Source organism: Flagellimonas pelagia, assembly GCF_003584135.1.
Taxonomy (GTDB): Bacteria; Bacteroidota; Bacteroidia; order Flavobacteriales; family Flavobacteriaceae; genus Flagellimonas; species Flagellimonas pelagia.
Window position 1 is genome coordinate 26,029 of the sequence record NZ_QXFI01000034.1, and the last position, 18,915, is coordinate 44,943.

The window sequence follows — 18,915 nt, forward strand, 5'->3', positions numbered from 1 at the left end:
GATCAGATACGATGGTCGTATAAATGATTGATGGTCAAAAGTATGGGGTGCCATGGTCGGTACTTTGAAAAGCAGGGGCTTTATGCGGAATCCTTGTATAAATTGTGTTAAATTTAATGAGGTTGTTAAAATTTTTGTAGTTTTGTAACCGCTTATGAGAATATTTTGGTTCAAAATATTATCTTGTTTTATGGCACTCAACGTGCTGGCATCCACCTTTTCCTTTGCGGTGGCACAACACTATTGTGGGGAAGATCTTGTTGATTTTTCCTTCTTCGGTAAAGCGGAATCCTGTGGAATGGATATGCAGCAGCCATCGGATTCACACCAGCACAAGCTGCAGAAAAAACAGTGTTGCGATGACGAAACGCTTTCCGTACAAGGAAATGGGGATCTATTGCTTTCCGTTGAAAATTTAAGTGTTGGGGAGCATCAGTTCCTGGTTGCCTTCACGTACAGTTACATCAATCTTTTTGAGGGATTACAGGAAAATATAGTTTCTGTCGTACATTACCCTCCGCCCCTTTTGGTCAAGGATATTCAGATTCTTGATCAAACTTTCCTTATTTAAGAGCATATCGATGACGTTTGGCCGTGCTATGGTTTTTGGCATGGCCCTAGGTATTTATTGCCTTTGGAACATTTTCACTATTTCCAACACAATAAACTCATGATATGCTTAATAAAATCATAAAATACTTTTTAGAGAACAAACTGGTGACCGTTCTCGTTTTAATAACGTTGGTTACCTGGGGGATTGTCACTTCCCCCTTCAATTGGAATACGGGCTTTCTCCCAAAAGACCCGGTGCCCGTGGATGCCATTCCCGATATTGGGGAAAACCAGCAAATTGTTTTCACGCAATGGCCCGGGCGATCGCCACAAGATATCGAGGATCAGATTTCTTATCCAATGACGACCTATTTACTTGGAATTCCAGGGGTGAAAACGATCCGTAGTTCATCCATCTTTGGATTTTCCAGTATCTATATCATTTTTAATGATGATGTGGAATTTTATTGGTCGCGCTCCCGGATCCTTGAAAAATTGAATTCACTTCCCGCAGGGCTGTTGCCCGATGGGGTAACCCCGACTTTGGGTCCTGACGCCACGGCATTGGGACAGGTATATTGGTATACCCTGGAAGGAAGGGACAAGGATGGGAACCCTACAGGAGGATGGGATCTGCACGAAATACGGACTGCCCAGGATTTTTATGTGAAATACGGGTTGAATGCCGTGGACGGGGTGTCCGAAGTGGCTTCGATCGGTGGTTTCGTCCAAGAATATCAAGTGGATGTAAATCCAGATGCCCTGAAAGCCTATAATATTCCTTTATACAAGGTCATGGAGGCCGTACGGAAGTCGAACAGGGATGTGGGCGCCAAGACCATTGAAGTCAATCAAGCAGAATATTTGGTCAGGGGCTTGGGATATGTCAAAAATACGGAAGACATAGAAAAGGCCGTGGTTGCCGTCTTTGACAATGTCCCGGTTCGGGTCAAGGATATTGGGGTGGTCAGCTTGGGACCGGCCACACGAAGGGGCGTGCTCGATAAAGGGGGCGCCGAAGTGGTAGGTGGCGTCGTGGTCGCCCGTTATGGTTCCAATCCTTTGGCGGTCATCAATAATGTGAAGGACAAGATCAAGGAAATCGCACCCGGTTTGCCCAAAAAGACATTGGCCAATGGTGTGGAAAGCCAATTGACCGTGGTCCCGTTTTATGACCGGACACAGCTCATCCACGAGACCATAGGTACTTTGGAAAATGCCCTGTCCCACGAAATACTGATCAGCATCATCGTTGTACTGGTACTTGTCCTCAACCTGAGGGCCTCTGTGATCATATCCAGTCTATTGCCTGTCGGGGTCCTAATGACCTTTATTGTCATGCAATATGCCGGGGTAGATGCCAATGTGGTGGCCCTTTCCGGGATAGCCATTGCCATAGGGGTGATGGTGGACGTGGGGATCGTGTTCGTCGAGAACATTATCCGTCATTTGGAAATGCCCGAGAACCATGGTGCCAAGGGCAAGGAACTCATTCAGGTAATATATAAGGCCACCGTGGAAGTGGCCTCGGCAATTACGACCGCATTGGCGACCACCGTCGTGAGCTTTGTGCCTGTCTTTGCCATGCAATCGGCAGAAGGGAAGCTATTTAGGCCCTTGGCCTTTACCAAGACCTTTGCCCTGTTGAGCGCCTTTGTGCTGGGAATCGTTGTGCTTCCGGCATTGGCCCATTTTGTAATGGGGGTGGATTATGACAAGAAACGGGTGCGACGGTTTTGGTCCATTCTATTGATATCCACCGGGCTTATTTTTGCATTTTATGCCCAGATGTGGTTGCCATTGGTCATTTCACTCATTGGGTTGAACAATTTGATGGAACCCAAATGGCCGGAGCATTATAAATCGTTTCCCAACTATATCAATTTGGGACTGACCGTTTTTATCGCTTCCTTCTTCCTGACCGAGGAATGGATGCCCTTGGGACCCCAAAACGGTATTGTGGTCAACTACTTTTTTGTGTTGTTCCTAGTGGGCATTATCCTGGCCGCTTTGATGGGAATCGTACATTTCTATACCCCGGTCCTAAAGTGGTGTCTGGAAAACAAAGGAAAGTTCATGCTCATCCCATTCGTGACCCTGTTTTTTGGGGTATTGGTTTGGCTGGGGTTCGATAGCACCTTTGGAATCGTGGCCAAAGGCTTTGAATCGGTAGGTTGGAAAAGTGTCAGACAGACCTCGGGATGGCAGGCAGCTTCCAAGAGATTCCCGGGAATAGGATCCGAGTTCATGCCATCGCTCAATGAAGGTTCGTTCCTGTTGATGCCGACATCCATGCCGCATTCAGGGGTGGAATACAACAAAAGGGTGGTTGGACAGTTGGATATGCTCTTGGGAAGCATACCCGAAGTGGACTTGGTTGTCGGTAAACTCGGTCGCGTTGAATCCGCACTGGACCCTGCACCCATTTCCATGTATGAGAACATCATCAACTATAAACCTGAATTCATTGTGAATGAAGACGGACATAGGGTCCGTTATAAAGTAGATCGAAAGGACAGGTTCATTACCCAGCATAAAGACACTTTGACCAATGAGGAGGCCTTGCAGTTAGGGATTGCCGAGAAGGACCTGATCGTGGATGAGGACGGTGAGTTTTTCCGAAACTGGAGGCCTCATATCAAATCCCCCAACGATATCTGGGATGAGATCGTAAAGGTCACCAAGATCCCGGGCATAACCTCTGCTCCCAAATTACAGCCCATAGAAACCCGGTTGGTGATGTTGCAGACCGGAATGCGCGCTCCCATGGGGATCAAGGTTTTTGGTCCCGATCTGAAGACCATCGAGGATTTTGGGATGCAATTGGAAGGTATCTTGAAGGAAGTGCCCTCGGTCAAGGCAGAAGCCGTATTCGCCGATAGAATAGTGGGCAAACCTTATTTGCACCTCAATATCAACAGGGACGGGATATCCCGATATGGTTTGAACATTGAAGATGTGCAGCAAAGCATCGAAACAGCGATCGGTGGGATGAAAATCACCTCCACCGTTGAAGGTAGGGAACGTTTTCCCGTGCGGGTGCGCTACCCGAGGGAATTGAGGGACGACCCGGAATCGTTGAAGAAAATTTTGATTCCCACACCGGTAGGGGCGCAAATTCCCTTATCCCAAGTGGTGGATTTTGAATATGTCCGCGGGCCTCAGGCCATCAAGAGCGAAAACACCTTTTTGGTGGGCTATGTGCTTTTTGATAAACGGGACGGTTTTGCGGAAGTCGATGTGGTGAACGATGCCCAGGAAGCCATCCAGAAAAAAATCGATGCAGGGGAATTAACGGTTCCCGCCGGAATAAGCTATAAGTTTTCTGGGAGTTATGAGAACCAAATCAGGGCAGTGAAAAGACTGTCCATTGTCATACCGATCAGTTTGATTGTGATTTTCTTGCTCCTGTTTTTTCAGTTCAAGACGGTCATCGCATCCTCCATCCATTTTTCCGGAGTTTTTGTTGCTTTTGCGGGAGGTTTCATAATGCTCTGGCTCTATGGTCAGGATTGGTTCATGAATTTTGCCATTTCAGGGGTCAACATGCGGGATCTGTTCCAAATGCACACGATCAATTTAAGCGTTGCGGTTTGGGTTGGTTTTATCGCACTTTTCGGTATTGCCACCGATGATGGTGTCATCATGGGTACGTACATCCACCAGGTTTTTGAGGAAAAGAACCCTCAAACCGTACCGGATGTAAGAGCGGCGGTTTTGGAGGCAGGGAAAAAAAGGGTCCGTCCCGCCATGATGACGGCCGCCGTGGCCATCATCGCCCTTTTGCCCGTGCTGACCTCTACCGGAAAAGGGGCCGACATTATGATTCCCATGGCCATCCCGACTTTTGGGGGAATGGCCATTCAGATCATGACCATGTTCGTGGTCCCGGTACTCCAAGCCTATTGGAGGGAAACAGTCATTATAAATCGCAACAAAGCATTGAAAAAAATACAGTAAAATGAAAAATGTATTGACCATCATATTTGTCTTGACAAGTATCCTTTCCAACGGCCAGACCTTGGAGGATTACTTTAAGGTAGCGGCTGAGAACAATCCAGGGTTGCTTTCACAGTACAAAGATTTTGAGGCGGCGTTACAAAAAGTACCGCAGGTGAAGGCTTTACCAGATCCAAACCTGTCCTTTGGGTACTTCATCTCCCCGGTCGAAACCCGGGTAGGGCCCCAAAAGGCAAGGTTTTCACTGACTCAGATGTTTCCTTGGTTTGGAACCTTAAAGGCCCAAGGTGATGCCGCTGCACTTATGGCAGAGGCCAAGTACCAGTCTTTTTTGGATGCCAGGAACAAACTTTATTACGAGGTTTCAGCAGCTTATTTTCCATTGTACGAACTTAAGGAGTGGGTACGGATCGAAGAGGACAACATTGCCATTCTGGAATCCTACAGGACGGTTTCCAATACGAAATTCAAAAATGGCTTGGGATCATTGGTCGATGTCTTAAGGGTGGACGTGCTTTTAAAGGAAGCCCGGACGAATCTGGGTATCCTTAAACATAAGGAAATCCCCCTTTTGGCGTCCTTCAATAAACTATTGGACCGTAAGGAAGATGAACAAATAAACATCCCTGAGACCTTTGGGGTCAATGTACTGCCCATTGATTATGTCAAAGATTCCTTGGTAGTGGACCATCCGCTCTTGAATTCCCTGGAATTAAAGGTCAAGGCTGCAGCGGCATCCGAAAGGGCAGCCCTTAAACAAGGCCTGCCAAAAGTGGGGGTCGGACTGGACTATGTAATGGTTGATAAGCGTACCGACATGGTGGTTCCCGATAATGGCAAGGATGTATTGATGCCCATGGTTACCTTGAGCCTGCCCCTATTCAGGGGTAAGTACAGGGCAGCCGAAAAGGAGGCCCAATTGATGCAGGAAAGTTATGCACTGCAAAAAAAGGAAGTCACCAATACATTGAAGACCAATTATGAAATGGCCGTTTTTGACATAAGGCAGCAGACGGATTTGATTTCCCTCTTTGATGAACAGATCATGGAATCGGAACAAGCACTCAATCTGTTGTTCACAGCCTATGGGAATTCCGGGAAGGACTTCGAGGAGGTGTTACGAATGCAGCAACAATTGTTGAAGTATACTAAATTGAAAATAAGCGCATTGACGCAATATGAAATAGCGTTGGCCAAGTTTAACTATATCACGGCAAAAAAATAATCAGATGAAATCAGAAACACAAAAAATAGTAAAAATAGCCTTGTCCACCTTGGTTCTTGGACTTTTGCTGGGATGGCTATTGTTCGGGGGCTCCAAGGGCAATGCCACAGAGGAACACCAACATACTTCGGAAGTATCGGGAGAAACCATTTGGACCTGCTCCATGCATCCCCAGATCAGACAGACGGAACCGGGAGATTGTCCCATTTGTGGGATGGACTTGATCCCTTTGGAAAATGACAACGGTTCGGAACTGGACCCCATGGCCGTTAGCATGTCGAAAACCGCCATGCAGCTTGCCAATGTCACTACGGAAATCGTGGGCAAGACCGCCCCGGTCAAATTGATCGATCTTAATGGCAAGGTGGAAGCGGATGAACGATCGATCTATTCCCAATCTTCCCATATTCCCGGCAGGGTGGAACGGCTAATGGTGAATTTTACAGGGGAGTATATCAAGCAGGGGCAGATCATCGCCTATATTTATTCCCCTGATCTGGTCACTGCACAAGAGGAACTTTTTGAAGCAAGAAAGGTGGCGGACACCCAACCGCAGTTTTTTAATGCCGCCAAGGAAAAATTAAAAAACTGGAAGCTTTCCGACAACCAAATCGCACAGATACTTCAATCCGGGACCGTTAAGGAGGAATTGCCGATACATGCCGATGTTTCAGGCTACGTTACCGAAAAAATGGTAAACCTTGGCGACTATGTCAACAAGGGCAAGGCATTATATCAAATTGCCAACCTGAACAGCGTTTGGGTACTGTTCGATATTTATGAGTCCGACATGCCCTGGGTAAGAAAAGGCGATGAAGTGGTCTTTACCATACCCTCGCTCCCGGGCGAAAACTTCAAAGGCAGGATTTCCTATATCGACCCGGTGATCAATCCCATGACTAGGGTTGCCAAGGCCAGAATCGAGATCGGGAACGCCGGTTTAAGGTTAAAGCCGGAAATGTTCGCTTCCGGAACCGTAAAAGCAAAACAGCCCATTGCATCAGAAGCGATAACCATTCCTAAGTCGGCAGTGATGTGGACCGGGGAACGTTCTGTGGTATACATCAAGAATACCACGTCCAATGGGGTGAATTTTGTGTTGCGCGATGTCACCTTGGGACCATCGTTGGGAAATGGTTTCATTGTCAAGGAGGGGCTGCAAGAAGGGGATGAGATCGCGGTAAACGGGACCTTTAGTATCGACGCGGCGGCCCAATTGGCCGGGAAACCGAGCATGATGAATCCTGAAGGTGGGCCCGCCATGACGGGACATAACCACGGAGGCATGAAGATGGGGGATGACAAGGGTACAGGCGGTAGCGATCATTCGGAAATGGATATGGGGGATCCCGGCTTGGAAAACAAAACAGACCATTCTGATATGAACCAGCGAATGACGGCGACAGCGACTTTTAAAAACCAATTAAAACAGGTGTTGAGCGCCTACTTGGAGTTAAAGGATGCGCTTGTCAATGATAATGCCGCCAAGTCCAATGCCGCTGCAAAAAAAGTGTTGTCGGCCTTGGAACATGTGGATATGAAACAATTGACGGACAAAAAGGCGCACGGCCATTGGATGACGATATCGAAGGAAATCTCCAATTCGGCGAATTCCATTTCAAAGATATCGGATATCAAAGCCCAACGCGATCATTTTAAACATCTGTCCGCCCATCTATCCAAAGGTGTCAAGCTTTTTGGGGTCGATCAAAAGATATACGAACAGTTTTGCCCGATGGCCGATAACAACAAAGGTGCCTATTGGTTGAGTACGACCAAAGAGATCAAAAATCCCTATTTCGGAGAGGCTATGTTGACCTGCGGTGAAATCACCGATGAAATGTAATTGAACAAATGTAAATGAATGAATGATGAAAATATTGAAATCTAAAATCTTGTTTTTTGTCCTAACTGCCTTGACGACCCATGTTTTTGGGCAAGTGGGGACAAATGGTGAGGACAGAAAAGAGGAAGGTAGACCCGTTCGGGAATACAATCTTGTACTGGAACAGAACAAATTGACCCTCGGTGGGGTCACTGCCGATGCAATGACCATCAATGGGAGTATTCCGGGACCGGTCTTGGAATTCAACGAGGGTGACTTCGCCCTGATCAACGTGACCAATAAGATGGATGTGGAAACCTCCGTACACTGGCATGGATTGATCTTGCCCAATTTTTATGACGGGGTTCCCTATTTGACCACACCGCCCATAGAACCTGGCACAACTTTCCAATATCGGATTCCGATCAACCAATCAGGTACCTATTGGTACCATTCCCACACCATGCTGCAAGAGCAAAAGGGGGTGTATGGCTCGATACTGATCCATCCCAAGGAAAAGACGTTGGACTACGATAAGGATTTGGTCGTGGTGCTCTCCGATTGGACGAACGAAAAGGCCATGAACGTGCTCCGAAACCTTAAACGGGGAAACGAGTGGTACCAGGTCAAAAAAGGGACCGCGGTGCCCTTGAGCAGGGTCATCAAGGAAGGTGCACTAGGTGCACAACTCAAATTTTGGCGAGATCGTATGGAAGGAGCGGATATTGCGGATATCTACTACCCCGCATTTTTGACCAATGGGAAAACATTGGCCGAATACCCTGATTTCAAACCAGGGGAAAAAGTGCGGCTCCGGTTCGTCAATGCCTCTGCCTCCACCTATTATTGGATGGATTTCGGTGGCGGTAACCCCATGGTGGTTTCCGGGGATGGTGTCGATGTGGAGCCTGTTTCCAAAAGTCGTTTTCTTTTTGGCATTGCCGAGACCTATGATGTCATCGTGACCGTTCCTGAAGGCACTTTGGAGGTAACGGCCACGGCACAGGACGGCTCCGGGCATACCTCGTTGCATTTAGGGCAGGGAACGCTTTTTCCCGCAACGACCATCGATAGGCCCGACAAAGTGGCGATGATGAAACAAATGGCCCAAATGGACATGAAAATGGGAGCTCCGGCAATGGCCGGCAACAAGAAGAAAAATACACCCGAATATTTGATGCAAAAGTATGGGATGCAGATGGACATGAAGGATGGCAGCATGGATATGGGTATGCACAATGGGATGTCGATGGATAAGACCGAAATGAGCGGTCAAAAGGATAAACCCATTGCGAAGATGGATGATAAAAGGCCTATGAATGCGAATGAAGATCATAGGCACATGGAGATGGATAAAAAGATGGGGGATATGGCAGGAATGGAAAAGGATTCAACGTCAATGAAATCCACCGGACATAAGGACAAGATGGAAAACCCTATGGTTCAGACTATGCCAATGATGCAGAAAGACACTTCAGCTTTTGATTACGATACCCGTAAAACGTATTTCAACTATGACTTCTTAAAAGCAAAGGAAAGTACTACCTATAATGCCGATCTGCCCGTCAATGACATTCTGTTGAACCTGACGGGAAATATGCAACGGTATATCTGGAGTATGAACGGTGTGCCACTTTCAGAAACCGATAAGATCAAGATCAAAGGTGGGGAAGTAACCCGGATCACCCTCAACAACCTGACCATGATGCACCATCCGATGCACCTCCATGGGCATTATTTCAGGGTCATCAATGAGAATGGTGAAAAGTCACCCTTGAAACATACGGTCAATGTGCCGCCCATGCAGAAAGTGGTCATCGAATTTTATAATGAAGAGTACGGGGATTGGTTTTTCCACTGTCATATCCTCTACCACATGATGGGGGGCATGGCCAGGGTTTTCAGTTATGATACCCCAAGGGATCTGAGGATGAAGGATTTTCCTGTTCAAAAGTTGGTAGATGAAACTGACCATTATTATGCTTGGGGTGCTGCCAGATTGGGTTCCAATTTTAATGAACTCTTCCTTGTTTCAAGTAATATCAGGAATGAATTTGGGGTACGGGCAGAATTTGACTACGACCAAAATGCCGAGGTGGAAGTCAATTATAACAGGTATCTCAATGACTGGGTACGGGTCTATGCAGGGGTAAACACGGAAACCTCCATCCCTGATTCCTATGACCGTTTCAATACAGTGGGACTGATAGGGGTCAAGTATTTTACCCCATACCGCTTTAATATGGATGTGAGTATGGACCACCAGCTGCGTCCAAGAATAAGGTTGGATAGGGAACTATTGCTTTTTCCCAGGATTTTCCTCGAGGGGGAATATGAATTTCGGGCCGATTTTGGATGGGTCAACGATTTGGGGAATTCATCCTATGAAAGTGAGACCCAATGGCTGGTAGGGGCCTCCTATATCCTTTCACGTAATTTTTCAATCCAGGCCAATTACAACAACCGATATGGTTGGGGCGGAGGCCTGCTAGCCCGTTTTTAAATGGCAGAATACAAAAAAAATAGCCTGAGTCTGACCAATACCATTGCTTTGGGAACCGGTGTGATGATCGGTGCGGGAATTTTTGCGCTCTTGGGTCAGGTTGCCGAACTCTCCGGCCAATGGTTTCCCTTTGCTTTTTTAATCGGGGCAGTCATCTCAGGTTTCAGTTCCTACACCTATGTCAAAATGTCCAATACCTACCCCTCTGCCGGGGGCATTGGCATGTACCTCAAAAAGGTTTACGGTAAAACGGCCTGGACCGCTACCGGTGCACTGCTGATGGCCCTTTCCATGGTCATCAATGAGAGTTTGGTGGCCCGGACGTTCGGGACCTACGTATTGGAGCTTTTTGATGTGGAGTCGAAAGGATTCTGGCCCCCGATCCTTGGGGTATTGTTGTTGATCACAGCCTTTATTGTCAATGTGATGGGAAACAAAGCTATCGGGGGATCGTCCTTGGTCATGGCCATACTAAAAATCGGCGGGATAGCGGTTTTTGCCATTGGTGGCCTTTGGGCAGCTGGATTTACCTTTGATCAGGTCGTTCCTTCCCAGTCCTTGACCGAGCATTCCCTGGTGGATTATTTGGGGGCATTGGCACTGTCGATATTGGCCTATAAGGGTTTTACCACCATTACCAATAGTGGGGATGAGATCGTCGATCCCAAACGTAACGTGGGACGGGCCATTGTCATTTCTTTGGTGATATGTACCCTGGTCTATCTCATGGTGGCATTTGCGGTCTCTTCCAATCTTTCCATCCAGGAAATCATTGCGGCCAAGGACTATTCGCTGGCCGAGGCATCCAGACCCGCTTTTGGAAAATATGGGGTCTGGTTCACCGTTGGTCTGGCGATCATATCCACCGTTTCCGGGGTCGTTGCCAGCATTTTTGCCGTTTCCCGGATGACCACCATGCTCACTGAAAAGGAATTGATACCACATCGACATTTTGGGATTCCCGGGGACATACAGAAACATATGTTGGTGTATACCGTGGTGATTGCCATAGGGCTCACCATGTTGTTCGATCTGAGCCGGATCGCTGCATTGGGGGCCATCTTTTATTTGATCATGGATATCGGGATCCATTGGGGGGTCCTAAACAATCTACGAAAGGAAATCGGTGCAAATCCCATTATCCTCATTACGGCCCTTGTGCTGGATGTACTGGTGTTGGGCGCCTTTATTTGGTCAAAGGCCGGTAGTGATCTTTTGGTGGTCATTGTTGCCCTGGTATTGATGGTGCTTATTTTTTTCGGGGAACGATTGTTTTTGGGGAAAAAGCGTACGGTCGAGGAAGAATAAGGGTAGAGTGCCTGCGTGGGAGAAATGGAAAATTAGATGAAAAAATTAAAATAGCAACAATAATGGGGGATAATACAAATATGCCGACCCTGGGCAATCAAAATGAGGAATTAATCTTAAAATCAATTACAATGAAAAGAACAACAGTTACATTAAGTACAATTGCCATTGCGCTTTTGACCATTACCGTGATTTCCTGTAAGGACGGTAAGAAGGAAACAAATGACAAGGAAGGAGCCCATATGGAGATGGGAACGGAAGAGGGCCATCACCATGAGAGCTCTGCGGGGGAAATGGACCACGGGACCATGGACCATGATATGGGTTCGTCCGATGCACAGGGCACATCTGTGATCGATAGCTACCTCCAACTGAAGGATGCCCTGGTGGCGGACAATAAGGATGAAGCGGCCAAATCGGGCCAAGCCTTGGCCAGTGCCTTGGGCAGCTTTGATATCAGCGGATACGATGAACAGCAACAGAAGGAGCTGTCCGATATCATTGAAGTGGCCAAGGAACATGGGGAGCATATCGCCAAAAGTGATATCGGTCACCAACGGGAACACTTTGAGGGACTGGGCAAGGATATGGTCGATTTTATTGCCATAACCGGGACTTCCAAAACCTTGTACCAACAATTCTGCCCCATGTACAACAACAACCAAGGAGGAACGTGGCTCAGCGCAAGCAGCGAAATCCAGAATCCATTTTTTGGAAGTAAGATGTTGACCTGTGGTAAGGTGCAAAAGGAAATCAATTAAATGAAAGTACTGAAAATCATAGTATTGGTAGTGCTGTTGGGATTTGTGGGCATCCAGTTTGTGCCCACAGATCCCAACTTGAGCGATGTGGTTCCCGATACGGACTTCATGTCGGTGAACCAGGTTGCCAAGGATATCGAACACGATTTGCGGGTATCTTGCTATGATTGCCACAGTAACAACACCCAATACCCGTGGTACAATAAGGTCCAACCCATCGCCTGGTTTTTGGAAGAACACATAAAAGAGGGAAAGGAAGAACTCAATTTCAATGAATGGGGCGACTATTCGGATCGAAGAAAAAGGAGCAAACTAAAGTCCATCGCAAGTCAGATCGAAGACGATAAGATGCCCCTATCTTCCTATACCCTGATCCATAAGGATGCAAAATTATCGGTGGAAGAGAAAGAACGGATATTGACCTTGGTAAATGATCTAATGGAAGAATTGGATAATTGAAAATGACATGGAAATCACCCTAAAACCGGGACAAACGATATTGCTATTGTTGTTGGTCATGTCCGGTTACTATGAATAAGGAAATAAAGTCCTGAAAGGGAGGGGAACACCCAAAGTTGATTGGTTGGTGAGTTAGTTAGTTAATCGTTCCCTTCCCTTGTCAGGCACTAATGGAAAAGAAGATGAAAGATTGTTGTCGTGACAATGGACCTGTCCAGTCGAAAAAGGCCATTTTAAAAAAATGGTTGGCCCATATCCTGTATGGGATCGTCATTTCGATTGCCCTGGGAGCCTTTATCATACAATAAATACTAACCTAAACAATGCTAAAACAAACCAATGAAACGTATTACTTTACAGATTTTTCTAATGGCCGTATTTCTCACAGGGACAAGCTTTGGCCAAACAAACCCTAACAAGGAAAACCTAGACCAGGACAGGGCCGCTGTGCTGAGGATATTGGAAAGCTATAAAGAAGCACTGCAAAACTTGACCACGGAAGGTACCTTGGAGCTTTTTGCGGAAGATTCCGAAGTTTTTGAATCCGGGGGCGTGGAAGGCACCTATCAACATTATCACGACCATCATATAGGTCCAGAACTTGGACATTTCAACAGTTTTAGGTTCTCGGATTATACCATTGAAGTGAAGGTGGAGCTACCCTTTGCCTTTACTACGGAAAGCTATGTCTATACCATTGGCCTAAAATCGGAAAATGGAGGTGAGGGCAAAACGATCAGCAGAAAAGGGGTTGCCACCACCATCCTTAAAAAAACGGATGGGGATTGGAAAATTGTAAAGATGCATAACTCCTCACGGAACAACGGGAAGAACTAATGGTCGGAAGAAAAACATCGATGAAGGTCAGAAAGATACATAGATATCTTGGCCTATTTATTGGGATCCAGTTCCTAATGTGGACCATCAGTGGACTATATTTTAGTTGGACGGACATTGACGAGATCCATGGAGATCAATTCATCAAGGAGCATCCGGACCAGTCAGAATTTGGGAATTTAATTGCTCCCAATGGACACGGGAACGTTAAAATCAAATCTTTGGAAATGAGAAATATAGGGGGGAGTCCCTATTATTGGATCAATGGTGGGGTTTTGATGGATGCACAAACGGGGGAGATCAAAAAGGGTATCGATGAACAACAGGCCTTGGCCGTTGCTTCACACTATATGTTGCCCGAACTTAAGGTCAAAAGTGTTGAAAGACTCACCCAAACAGGTGGGCAGCACGAGTATCGTGGACGTCCATTACCGGCCTATGTGATCACCTATGAAACGGATGAAAACCTTAAAGCGTATGTCTCAGAGACCGATGGGTCGTTTCAACATGTAAGACATCGGTCCTGGAGATGGTTCGATTTTTTGTGGATGACCCATACCATGGACTATGAGGGACGGGACGATTTTAACACCATGGTTTTACGGATTTTTTCCCTGATGGGATTGATTACCGTTTTGAGCGGATTCTTGTTGTGGTATGTCAGCTCGCCAACAATCAGAAAATTATGGAAAAGGCGATAGTTCAAACTTATTTGGCAAAGGACTCCTGTGAGGAGCAAATAGTTGACCATTGAACCAGTTGAATCATTTTTGGAAAAATGAGCGAACTTAGGAGGCAAAGACGAAAGAAAAAAAGGGGGCTGGCGAAAAGGAAACGGGACCCGGCCAAGAATAGAAAGGAAAAAAGAATGAAAATCCTTGGCATATTGGCCTTGATATTGATCGTTATATTGGCAGTGGTCGTCATTTTTTTGAAGGCCCTGTGGAAATTCACTGCATGATATGGAAGTTGGGTCCAGTAAATCGAAAGATGTGTTGTACATCAAAAACATGGTCTGTCCGAGATGCATCATGGCCGTCAAAGGTATTTTGGACGATGAGGGCATTCCCTATATGAATGTGTCGTTGGGTGAAATCACCCTCAATGGGAAAATCACGCCTGAAAAACGGGAAGGTCTCAACGAACGACTTGAGAAAATTGGATTTACGATCATCAACGATCGTAAGGGTCAGTTGATAGAACAGATCAAAAACCTAGTGATTGAGGCGATACATTACACCGGACCCATGGAAAAGGTCAAATGGCCCGAATACCTTTCCGATGGATTGCATCTTGACTATAAGTATCTTAGTTCGCTGTTTTCCGCGGTGGAAAGCATTACCTTGGAGCAATATATCATCAACCAAAAGATTGAAAAGATCAAAGAGTTTCTTGTTTATGACGAATTGGGCTTAAAGGAAATAGCGTTTCAATTGGACTATAGCAGCGTTGCCTATTTAAGCAACCAATTTAAAAAAGTAACTGGAATGACACCTACACAATTTAAGAAAAGTGCCATTCAAAATAGAATATCGCTTGATGATATTTAACCTCAACCATTAAGGGCGCAATACCTTCCCAAGGAACCAGCCTCCTAAACGCTATTTAAAAAACACCTTTCTTCGCAAATGGGTCAAGGTTTGTTTTTTTCAAACAACGCCCCTATACAGAAAATGTTACTTTTCCCATACGTGTTGGAACCAACATTGTTGATTCTAGGTGTAAAATTGTTAAAATAAAAAATGATCACAACATGAAAAGAAGATACCAAATAGAAGGAATGACTTGTGATGGCTGTAGGGGGCACGTTGAAGAAGCTCTTTTCAATGTGGCCGGTGTAGCCGATGTAGCGGTCAATCTAAAAAACGCAGAAGCTACAGTGGAGTCGCAATTTGAGGTCCCCCTTGAAAATCTACAAAAGGCATTGGAAAATAAGGGGGGTCAATATAAAATACAAGCGATGAACAAAGCCAATTAAACCGATATACGATAACTGGGACAGGTAAATTGTCAGGCCTATAATTGGAATGGAACAATACAATACTCGAAAGTCAAGGAATAATCACAATAACCAGATAAAATTTGCACAATGGAAGATAGTCAAAGGAAATCCAATAATTATTTAAAGTTTTTTGCGATGATTGGTACTTCAATGGTCGCCATGTTTTTTTTAATGTACACCCACTCATATCAAATCATTGATCACTTTTGGTATAGTGAGACTAGATTTTTCATGACTTTGATCATGGGGGGATCGATGATCATTATTATGCTGCTATATATGCTACAGATGTATAAAGACCGACGCAAGAACATGTCAATATTAGCCTTGGGTGTTTTGTTGATTGCAGGTGGGATATGGCTGGTCAGGAGTCAGGTTACCGTATCAGGGGTCGACTACATGGAAGGAATGATACCCCATCATTCCATTGCTATTTTGACCAGTGAACGTTCTCAAATAAAAGATGTCAGGGTACGGGAGCTTGCCAATGAAATTATCAAGGCACAACGCAGGGAGATAATGGAAATGCAATGGTTGATAAACGACATCAAGGAAAATGGAATAGTGGAAACCGAAGCTGGGAAAGAAAAGCGGCCTATTCCTAAATTCGAGGGATCGCTTAGCGAAGAAACAAAGAATCTGGCCGAATGAGAGGCGATTACTTACTACCAATGCTTTCGTTTTGCCCCAAGTTCACTACAATGGTTTGTCCTATCGAATATATTCTAAACTGATCGGGGCAAATTCTCCAAAAAAGATTGACGTGGGCGAACCTGATCTCATAGATGTTGCCGAATTCTAAAAACCACTCACCAATTAAGGTTAAGTACTTGACGAAGAAAGGTAAAGGTTGATTTTTCGGAAAATTCTACAACTCTTTCAGTAAATAACGTAACAGTGCATTTTAGGTCTATTCTGAAATTTGTACCATACAAATCGGAGTAGAAAATGGATGCAATCGATATTATTGAGGACACCGAAAGGAAAGCGAAGACGGTGTCAAAAAAATCTTTCCCGGTCACTGGAATGACCTGTGCTGCCTGTGCATCCAGCGTGGAATCCATGCTGGGCCATACGGAAGGGGTCTACAATGCCAGTGTCAACTTTGCCAATAGTACGGTCCTTGTGGAGTATGACAGTGCTATGGACCTAAGCGATCTTCAAAATGCGGTACGTCAAATCGGTTATGATATAATTGTGGATGCCGAGGATCCTACCGAAGTACAGGAAGAGCTTTCGAAAAAGCATTATGTATCCATAAAAAAGCGAACCCTTTGGTCCGCTATTTTGACACTTCCCATTTTCCTTCTGGGGATGTTTTTTATGGATTGGGTCCTGGGTAGGTGGATTTCGTTGGTACTTGCCGTTCCTATCCTGTTCTGGTTTGGCCGAAGTTTTTTCATAAATGCCCTCAAACAGGCCAGATTCGGTAAGGCCAATATGGATACCTTGGTCGCACTCAGTACGGGCATTGCCTTTTTGTTCAGTGCATTCAATACCTTTTTTCCTGAATTTTGGCTCAGTAAAGGCATGGAACCCCATGTATATTATGAGGCGGCCACAGTGATCATCACCTTTATTTCATTGGGGAAATTATTGGAAGAAAAGGCGAAATCAAATACATCCTCCGCCATAAAGAAATTGATAGGGTTGCAGCCCAAGACCTTAAAGGTGATAGCAGATGGGGAGGAAAGGGAAATCCCTATTTCTTCGGTCAAGGTAGGTCAAACGATTTTGGTCAGACCGGGAGAGAAAATCCCTGTGGATGGAACGGTGTCCAAAGGAAGTTCCTATGTTGATGAAAGTATGATCACGGGCGAACCCGTCCCTGTAGAAAAGACAAAGGATGAAAAAGTTTTTGCCGGTACCGTAAACCAAAAAGGAAGCTTTCAGTTTGTAGCTGACCGGGTGGGAGGGGAGACCCTTTTGTCCCAGATCATCAAGATGGTGCAGGAAGCACAGGGGAGCAAGGCGCCCGTACAAAAATTGGTGGACAGGATTGCCGGTATTTTTGTTCCCGTGGTAATGACGATTTCACTGGTGACATTTATCACCTGGATGTTCCTGGGAGGTGAGGACGCTTTTACCCATGCACTGTTGACCGCAGTTGCCGTATTGGTAATAGCTTGTCCCTGTGCGCTGGGTTTGGCAACCCCCACGGCCATCATGGTGGGAATCGGCAAGGGGGCCGACCACAATATTCTCATCAAAGATGCGGAAAGCCTGGAGTTGGGTTACAAAGTGAATGCCATTGTCCTGGATAAAACGGGTACCATAACTGAAGGAAAGCCTGTGGTGACCGATATGGTCTTTGCGGACCATGTGACCGATCACAGGGCCCTGGAGCAAATTTTATATGCCATGGAAGGACAGTCCGAACATCCCTTGGCTGAAGCCGTGGTCTCCTTTTTAAAAAATAGAAAGGTAAATCCGGTCGAAATTTTGAACTTCAATAGTATTACAGGAAAAGGTGTTCGCGCTGAGGCATTGGATGGAACCCTATACCTTGTGGGCAATCATAAGTTGATGGTCGAAAAAGGAATCGCCATGGATGACAACCTGGGGCACATGGTCGAAGGGTTAGAGCAGGAGGCCAAAACGGTCATATACTTTGGCGGTGGAGGCAAGGTGAAGGCGATTTTGACCATTATGGATAGTATAAAGGAATCCTCAAAGGAAGCCATACGGGAAATGCAGGGGAATGGTATGGAAGTTTACATGATGACCGGTGATAACAAGATGACCGCCGAAGCCGTATCACAACAGGTGGGTATCAAAAGCTATGAAGCCGAAGTACTCCCATCAGAGAAAGCTGATTTTGTGAAAAGGCTTCAAGAAAGTGGAAAGGTGGTCGCCATGGTGGGCGATGGTATCAATGATTCGCAGGCACTTGCCCAAGCAGATGTCAGTATCGCGATGGGCAAAGGGTCCGACATTGCCATGGATGTCGCGAAAATGACCTTGATCACCTCTGATTTAAATGCCATTCCCAAAGCGTTGAAGCTCTCCCATAAGACCGTTATAGGTATAAGGCAAAATCTTTTTTGGGCCTTTATATACAATATCATTGGAATTCCTATAGCTGCAGGGCTGCTGTATCCGATCAATGGATTTTTGTTAGATCCGATGATAGCTGGTGCCGCTATGGCTTTTAGCAGTGTATCGGTCGTATTGAACAGTTTGAGGCTTAAAACGATTAAACTATAGTAATTTTCTAATTTAAAATCGATGAACATGAGTACATTACAATTCAAATCAAATATTAAGTGCAGTGGGTGTGCCAATACCGTAAAACCATTTTTGGATAAGGTGGATGGCGTGACCGATTGGTCTGTTGACTTTGCCTCCCAAGACAAATTGTTGACCGTACAGACTACAAGTGCTACGGAAGAGGAAATCACTTCTGCTGTTGAATCGGCTGGATATCATTTGACCAAGAAATAAAGGAATGTCCAGAAGAATATATTAAATGGTTCGAATAGG

At 45.7% G+C, this 18,915-nt stretch carries 17 protein-coding genes; all 17 read left to right on the forward strand.

Annotated elements, in window-relative coordinates:
* Positions 1-154 precede the first annotated feature (154 nt).
* The 17 genes from D2V05_RS16355 to D2V05_RS16430 all read left to right on the forward strand — a co-directional run bounded on the left by D2V05_RS16355 (position 155) and on the right by D2V05_RS16430 (position 18,876).
* A complete protein-coding gene (locus tag D2V05_RS16355) occupies positions 155-571 on the forward strand; it encodes an HYC_CC_PP family protein (RefSeq protein ID WP_036385878.1) in 417 nt (138 codons plus the stop codon).
* 104 nt (positions 572-675) lie between these two features.
* The gene (locus tag D2V05_RS16360; protein ID WP_036385877.1) at positions 676-4,512 is read left to right on the forward strand and encodes an efflux RND transporter permease subunit; all 3,837 of its coding nucleotides are present in this window, start codon (positions 676-678) and stop codon (positions 4,510-4,512) included.
* A 1-nt stretch (position 4,513) separates the two neighbouring features.
* Positions 4,514-5,737: a TolC family protein gene (locus D2V05_RS16365; RefSeq protein WP_090294896.1), complete on the forward strand. Its 1,224-nt coding sequence runs from the start codon at positions 4,514-4,516 to the stop codon at positions 5,735-5,737.
* Between the two features lie 4 nt (positions 5,738-5,741).
* The gene (locus D2V05_RS16370; RefSeq protein WP_119648632.1) at positions 5,742-7,583 is read left to right on the forward strand and encodes an efflux RND transporter periplasmic adaptor subunit; all 1,842 of its coding nucleotides are present in this window, start codon (positions 5,742-5,744) and stop codon (positions 7,581-7,583) included.
* Positions 7,584-7,608: 25 nt separating this feature from the next.
* Positions 7,609-10,065 (forward strand): multicopper oxidase domain-containing protein, encoded by a 2,457-nt coding sequence (locus D2V05_RS16375; RefSeq protein WP_036385870.1) that lies wholly within the window; start codon positions 7,609-7,611, stop codon positions 10,063-10,065.
* Positions 10,066-11,373: an APC family permease gene (locus D2V05_RS16380; RefSeq protein ID WP_036385867.1), complete on the forward strand. Its 1,308-nt coding sequence runs from the start codon at positions 10,066-10,068 to the stop codon at positions 11,371-11,373. It begins immediately after the preceding gene.
* A gap of 131 nt (positions 11,374-11,504) precedes the next feature.
* Positions 11,505-12,134, forward strand: coding sequence for a DUF3347 domain-containing protein (locus tag D2V05_RS16385; protein ID WP_119647252.1), 630 nt, complete (start codon positions 11,505-11,507; stop codon positions 12,132-12,134).
* Entirely contained in the window at positions 12,135-12,593 is a 459-nt protein-coding gene (locus tag D2V05_RS16390) for a heme-binding domain-containing protein (protein WP_036385864.1), read from the forward strand.
* Positions 12,594-12,775: 182 nt separating this feature from the next.
* Positions 12,776-12,901 carry a hypothetical protein gene (locus tag D2V05_RS19910; RefSeq protein ID WP_262706548.1) on the forward strand — a complete coding sequence of 42 codons (126 nt, stop codon included), beginning with the start codon at positions 12,776-12,778 and terminating at the stop codon, positions 12,899-12,901.
* Positions 12,902-12,932: 31 nt separating this feature from the next.
* A complete protein-coding gene (locus D2V05_RS16395; protein ID WP_072882341.1) occupies positions 12,933-13,430 on the forward strand; it encodes a YybH family protein in 498 nt (165 codons plus the stop codon).
* Positions 13,430-14,131: a PepSY domain-containing protein gene (locus D2V05_RS16400; protein WP_119647234.1), complete on the forward strand. Its 702-nt coding sequence runs from the start codon at positions 13,430-13,432 to the stop codon at positions 14,129-14,131. The genes D2V05_RS16395 and D2V05_RS16400 overlap by 1 nt, the downstream gene beginning before the upstream one ends.
* Positions 14,132-14,208: 77 nt before the next feature.
* Positions 14,209-14,391, forward strand: coding sequence for a hypothetical protein (locus D2V05_RS16405; RefSeq protein WP_072882342.1), 183 nt, complete (start codon positions 14,209-14,211; stop codon positions 14,389-14,391).
* A 1-nt stretch (position 14,392) separates the two neighbouring features.
* On the forward strand, positions 14,393-14,980 hold the full coding sequence (locus tag D2V05_RS16410) for a helix-turn-helix domain-containing protein (RefSeq protein WP_036383511.1): 588 nt from the start codon (positions 14,393-14,395) through the stop codon (positions 14,978-14,980).
* A 203-nt stretch (positions 14,981-15,183) separates the two neighbouring features.
* Positions 15,184-15,408, forward strand: coding sequence for a heavy-metal-associated domain-containing protein (locus D2V05_RS16415; protein WP_036383512.1), 225 nt, complete (start codon positions 15,184-15,186; stop codon positions 15,406-15,408).
* Between the two features lie 336 nt (positions 15,409-15,744).
* On the forward strand, positions 15,745-16,083 hold the full coding sequence (locus D2V05_RS19840; RefSeq protein ID WP_234414759.1) for a DUF305 domain-containing protein: 339 nt from the start codon (positions 15,745-15,747) through the stop codon (positions 16,081-16,083).
* 297 nt (positions 16,084-16,380) lie between these two features.
* The gene (locus D2V05_RS16425; RefSeq protein WP_119647235.1) at positions 16,381-18,639 is read left to right on the forward strand and encodes a heavy metal translocating P-type ATPase; all 2,259 of its coding nucleotides are present in this window, start codon (positions 16,381-16,383) and stop codon (positions 18,637-18,639) included.
* A gap of 27 nt (positions 18,640-18,666) precedes the next feature.
* Positions 18,667-18,876, forward strand: a complete 210-nt coding sequence (locus D2V05_RS16430) for a heavy-metal-associated domain-containing protein (protein WP_051947607.1) — start codon at positions 18,667-18,669, stop codon at positions 18,874-18,876.
* Positions 18,877-18,915: the final 39 nt, after the last annotated feature.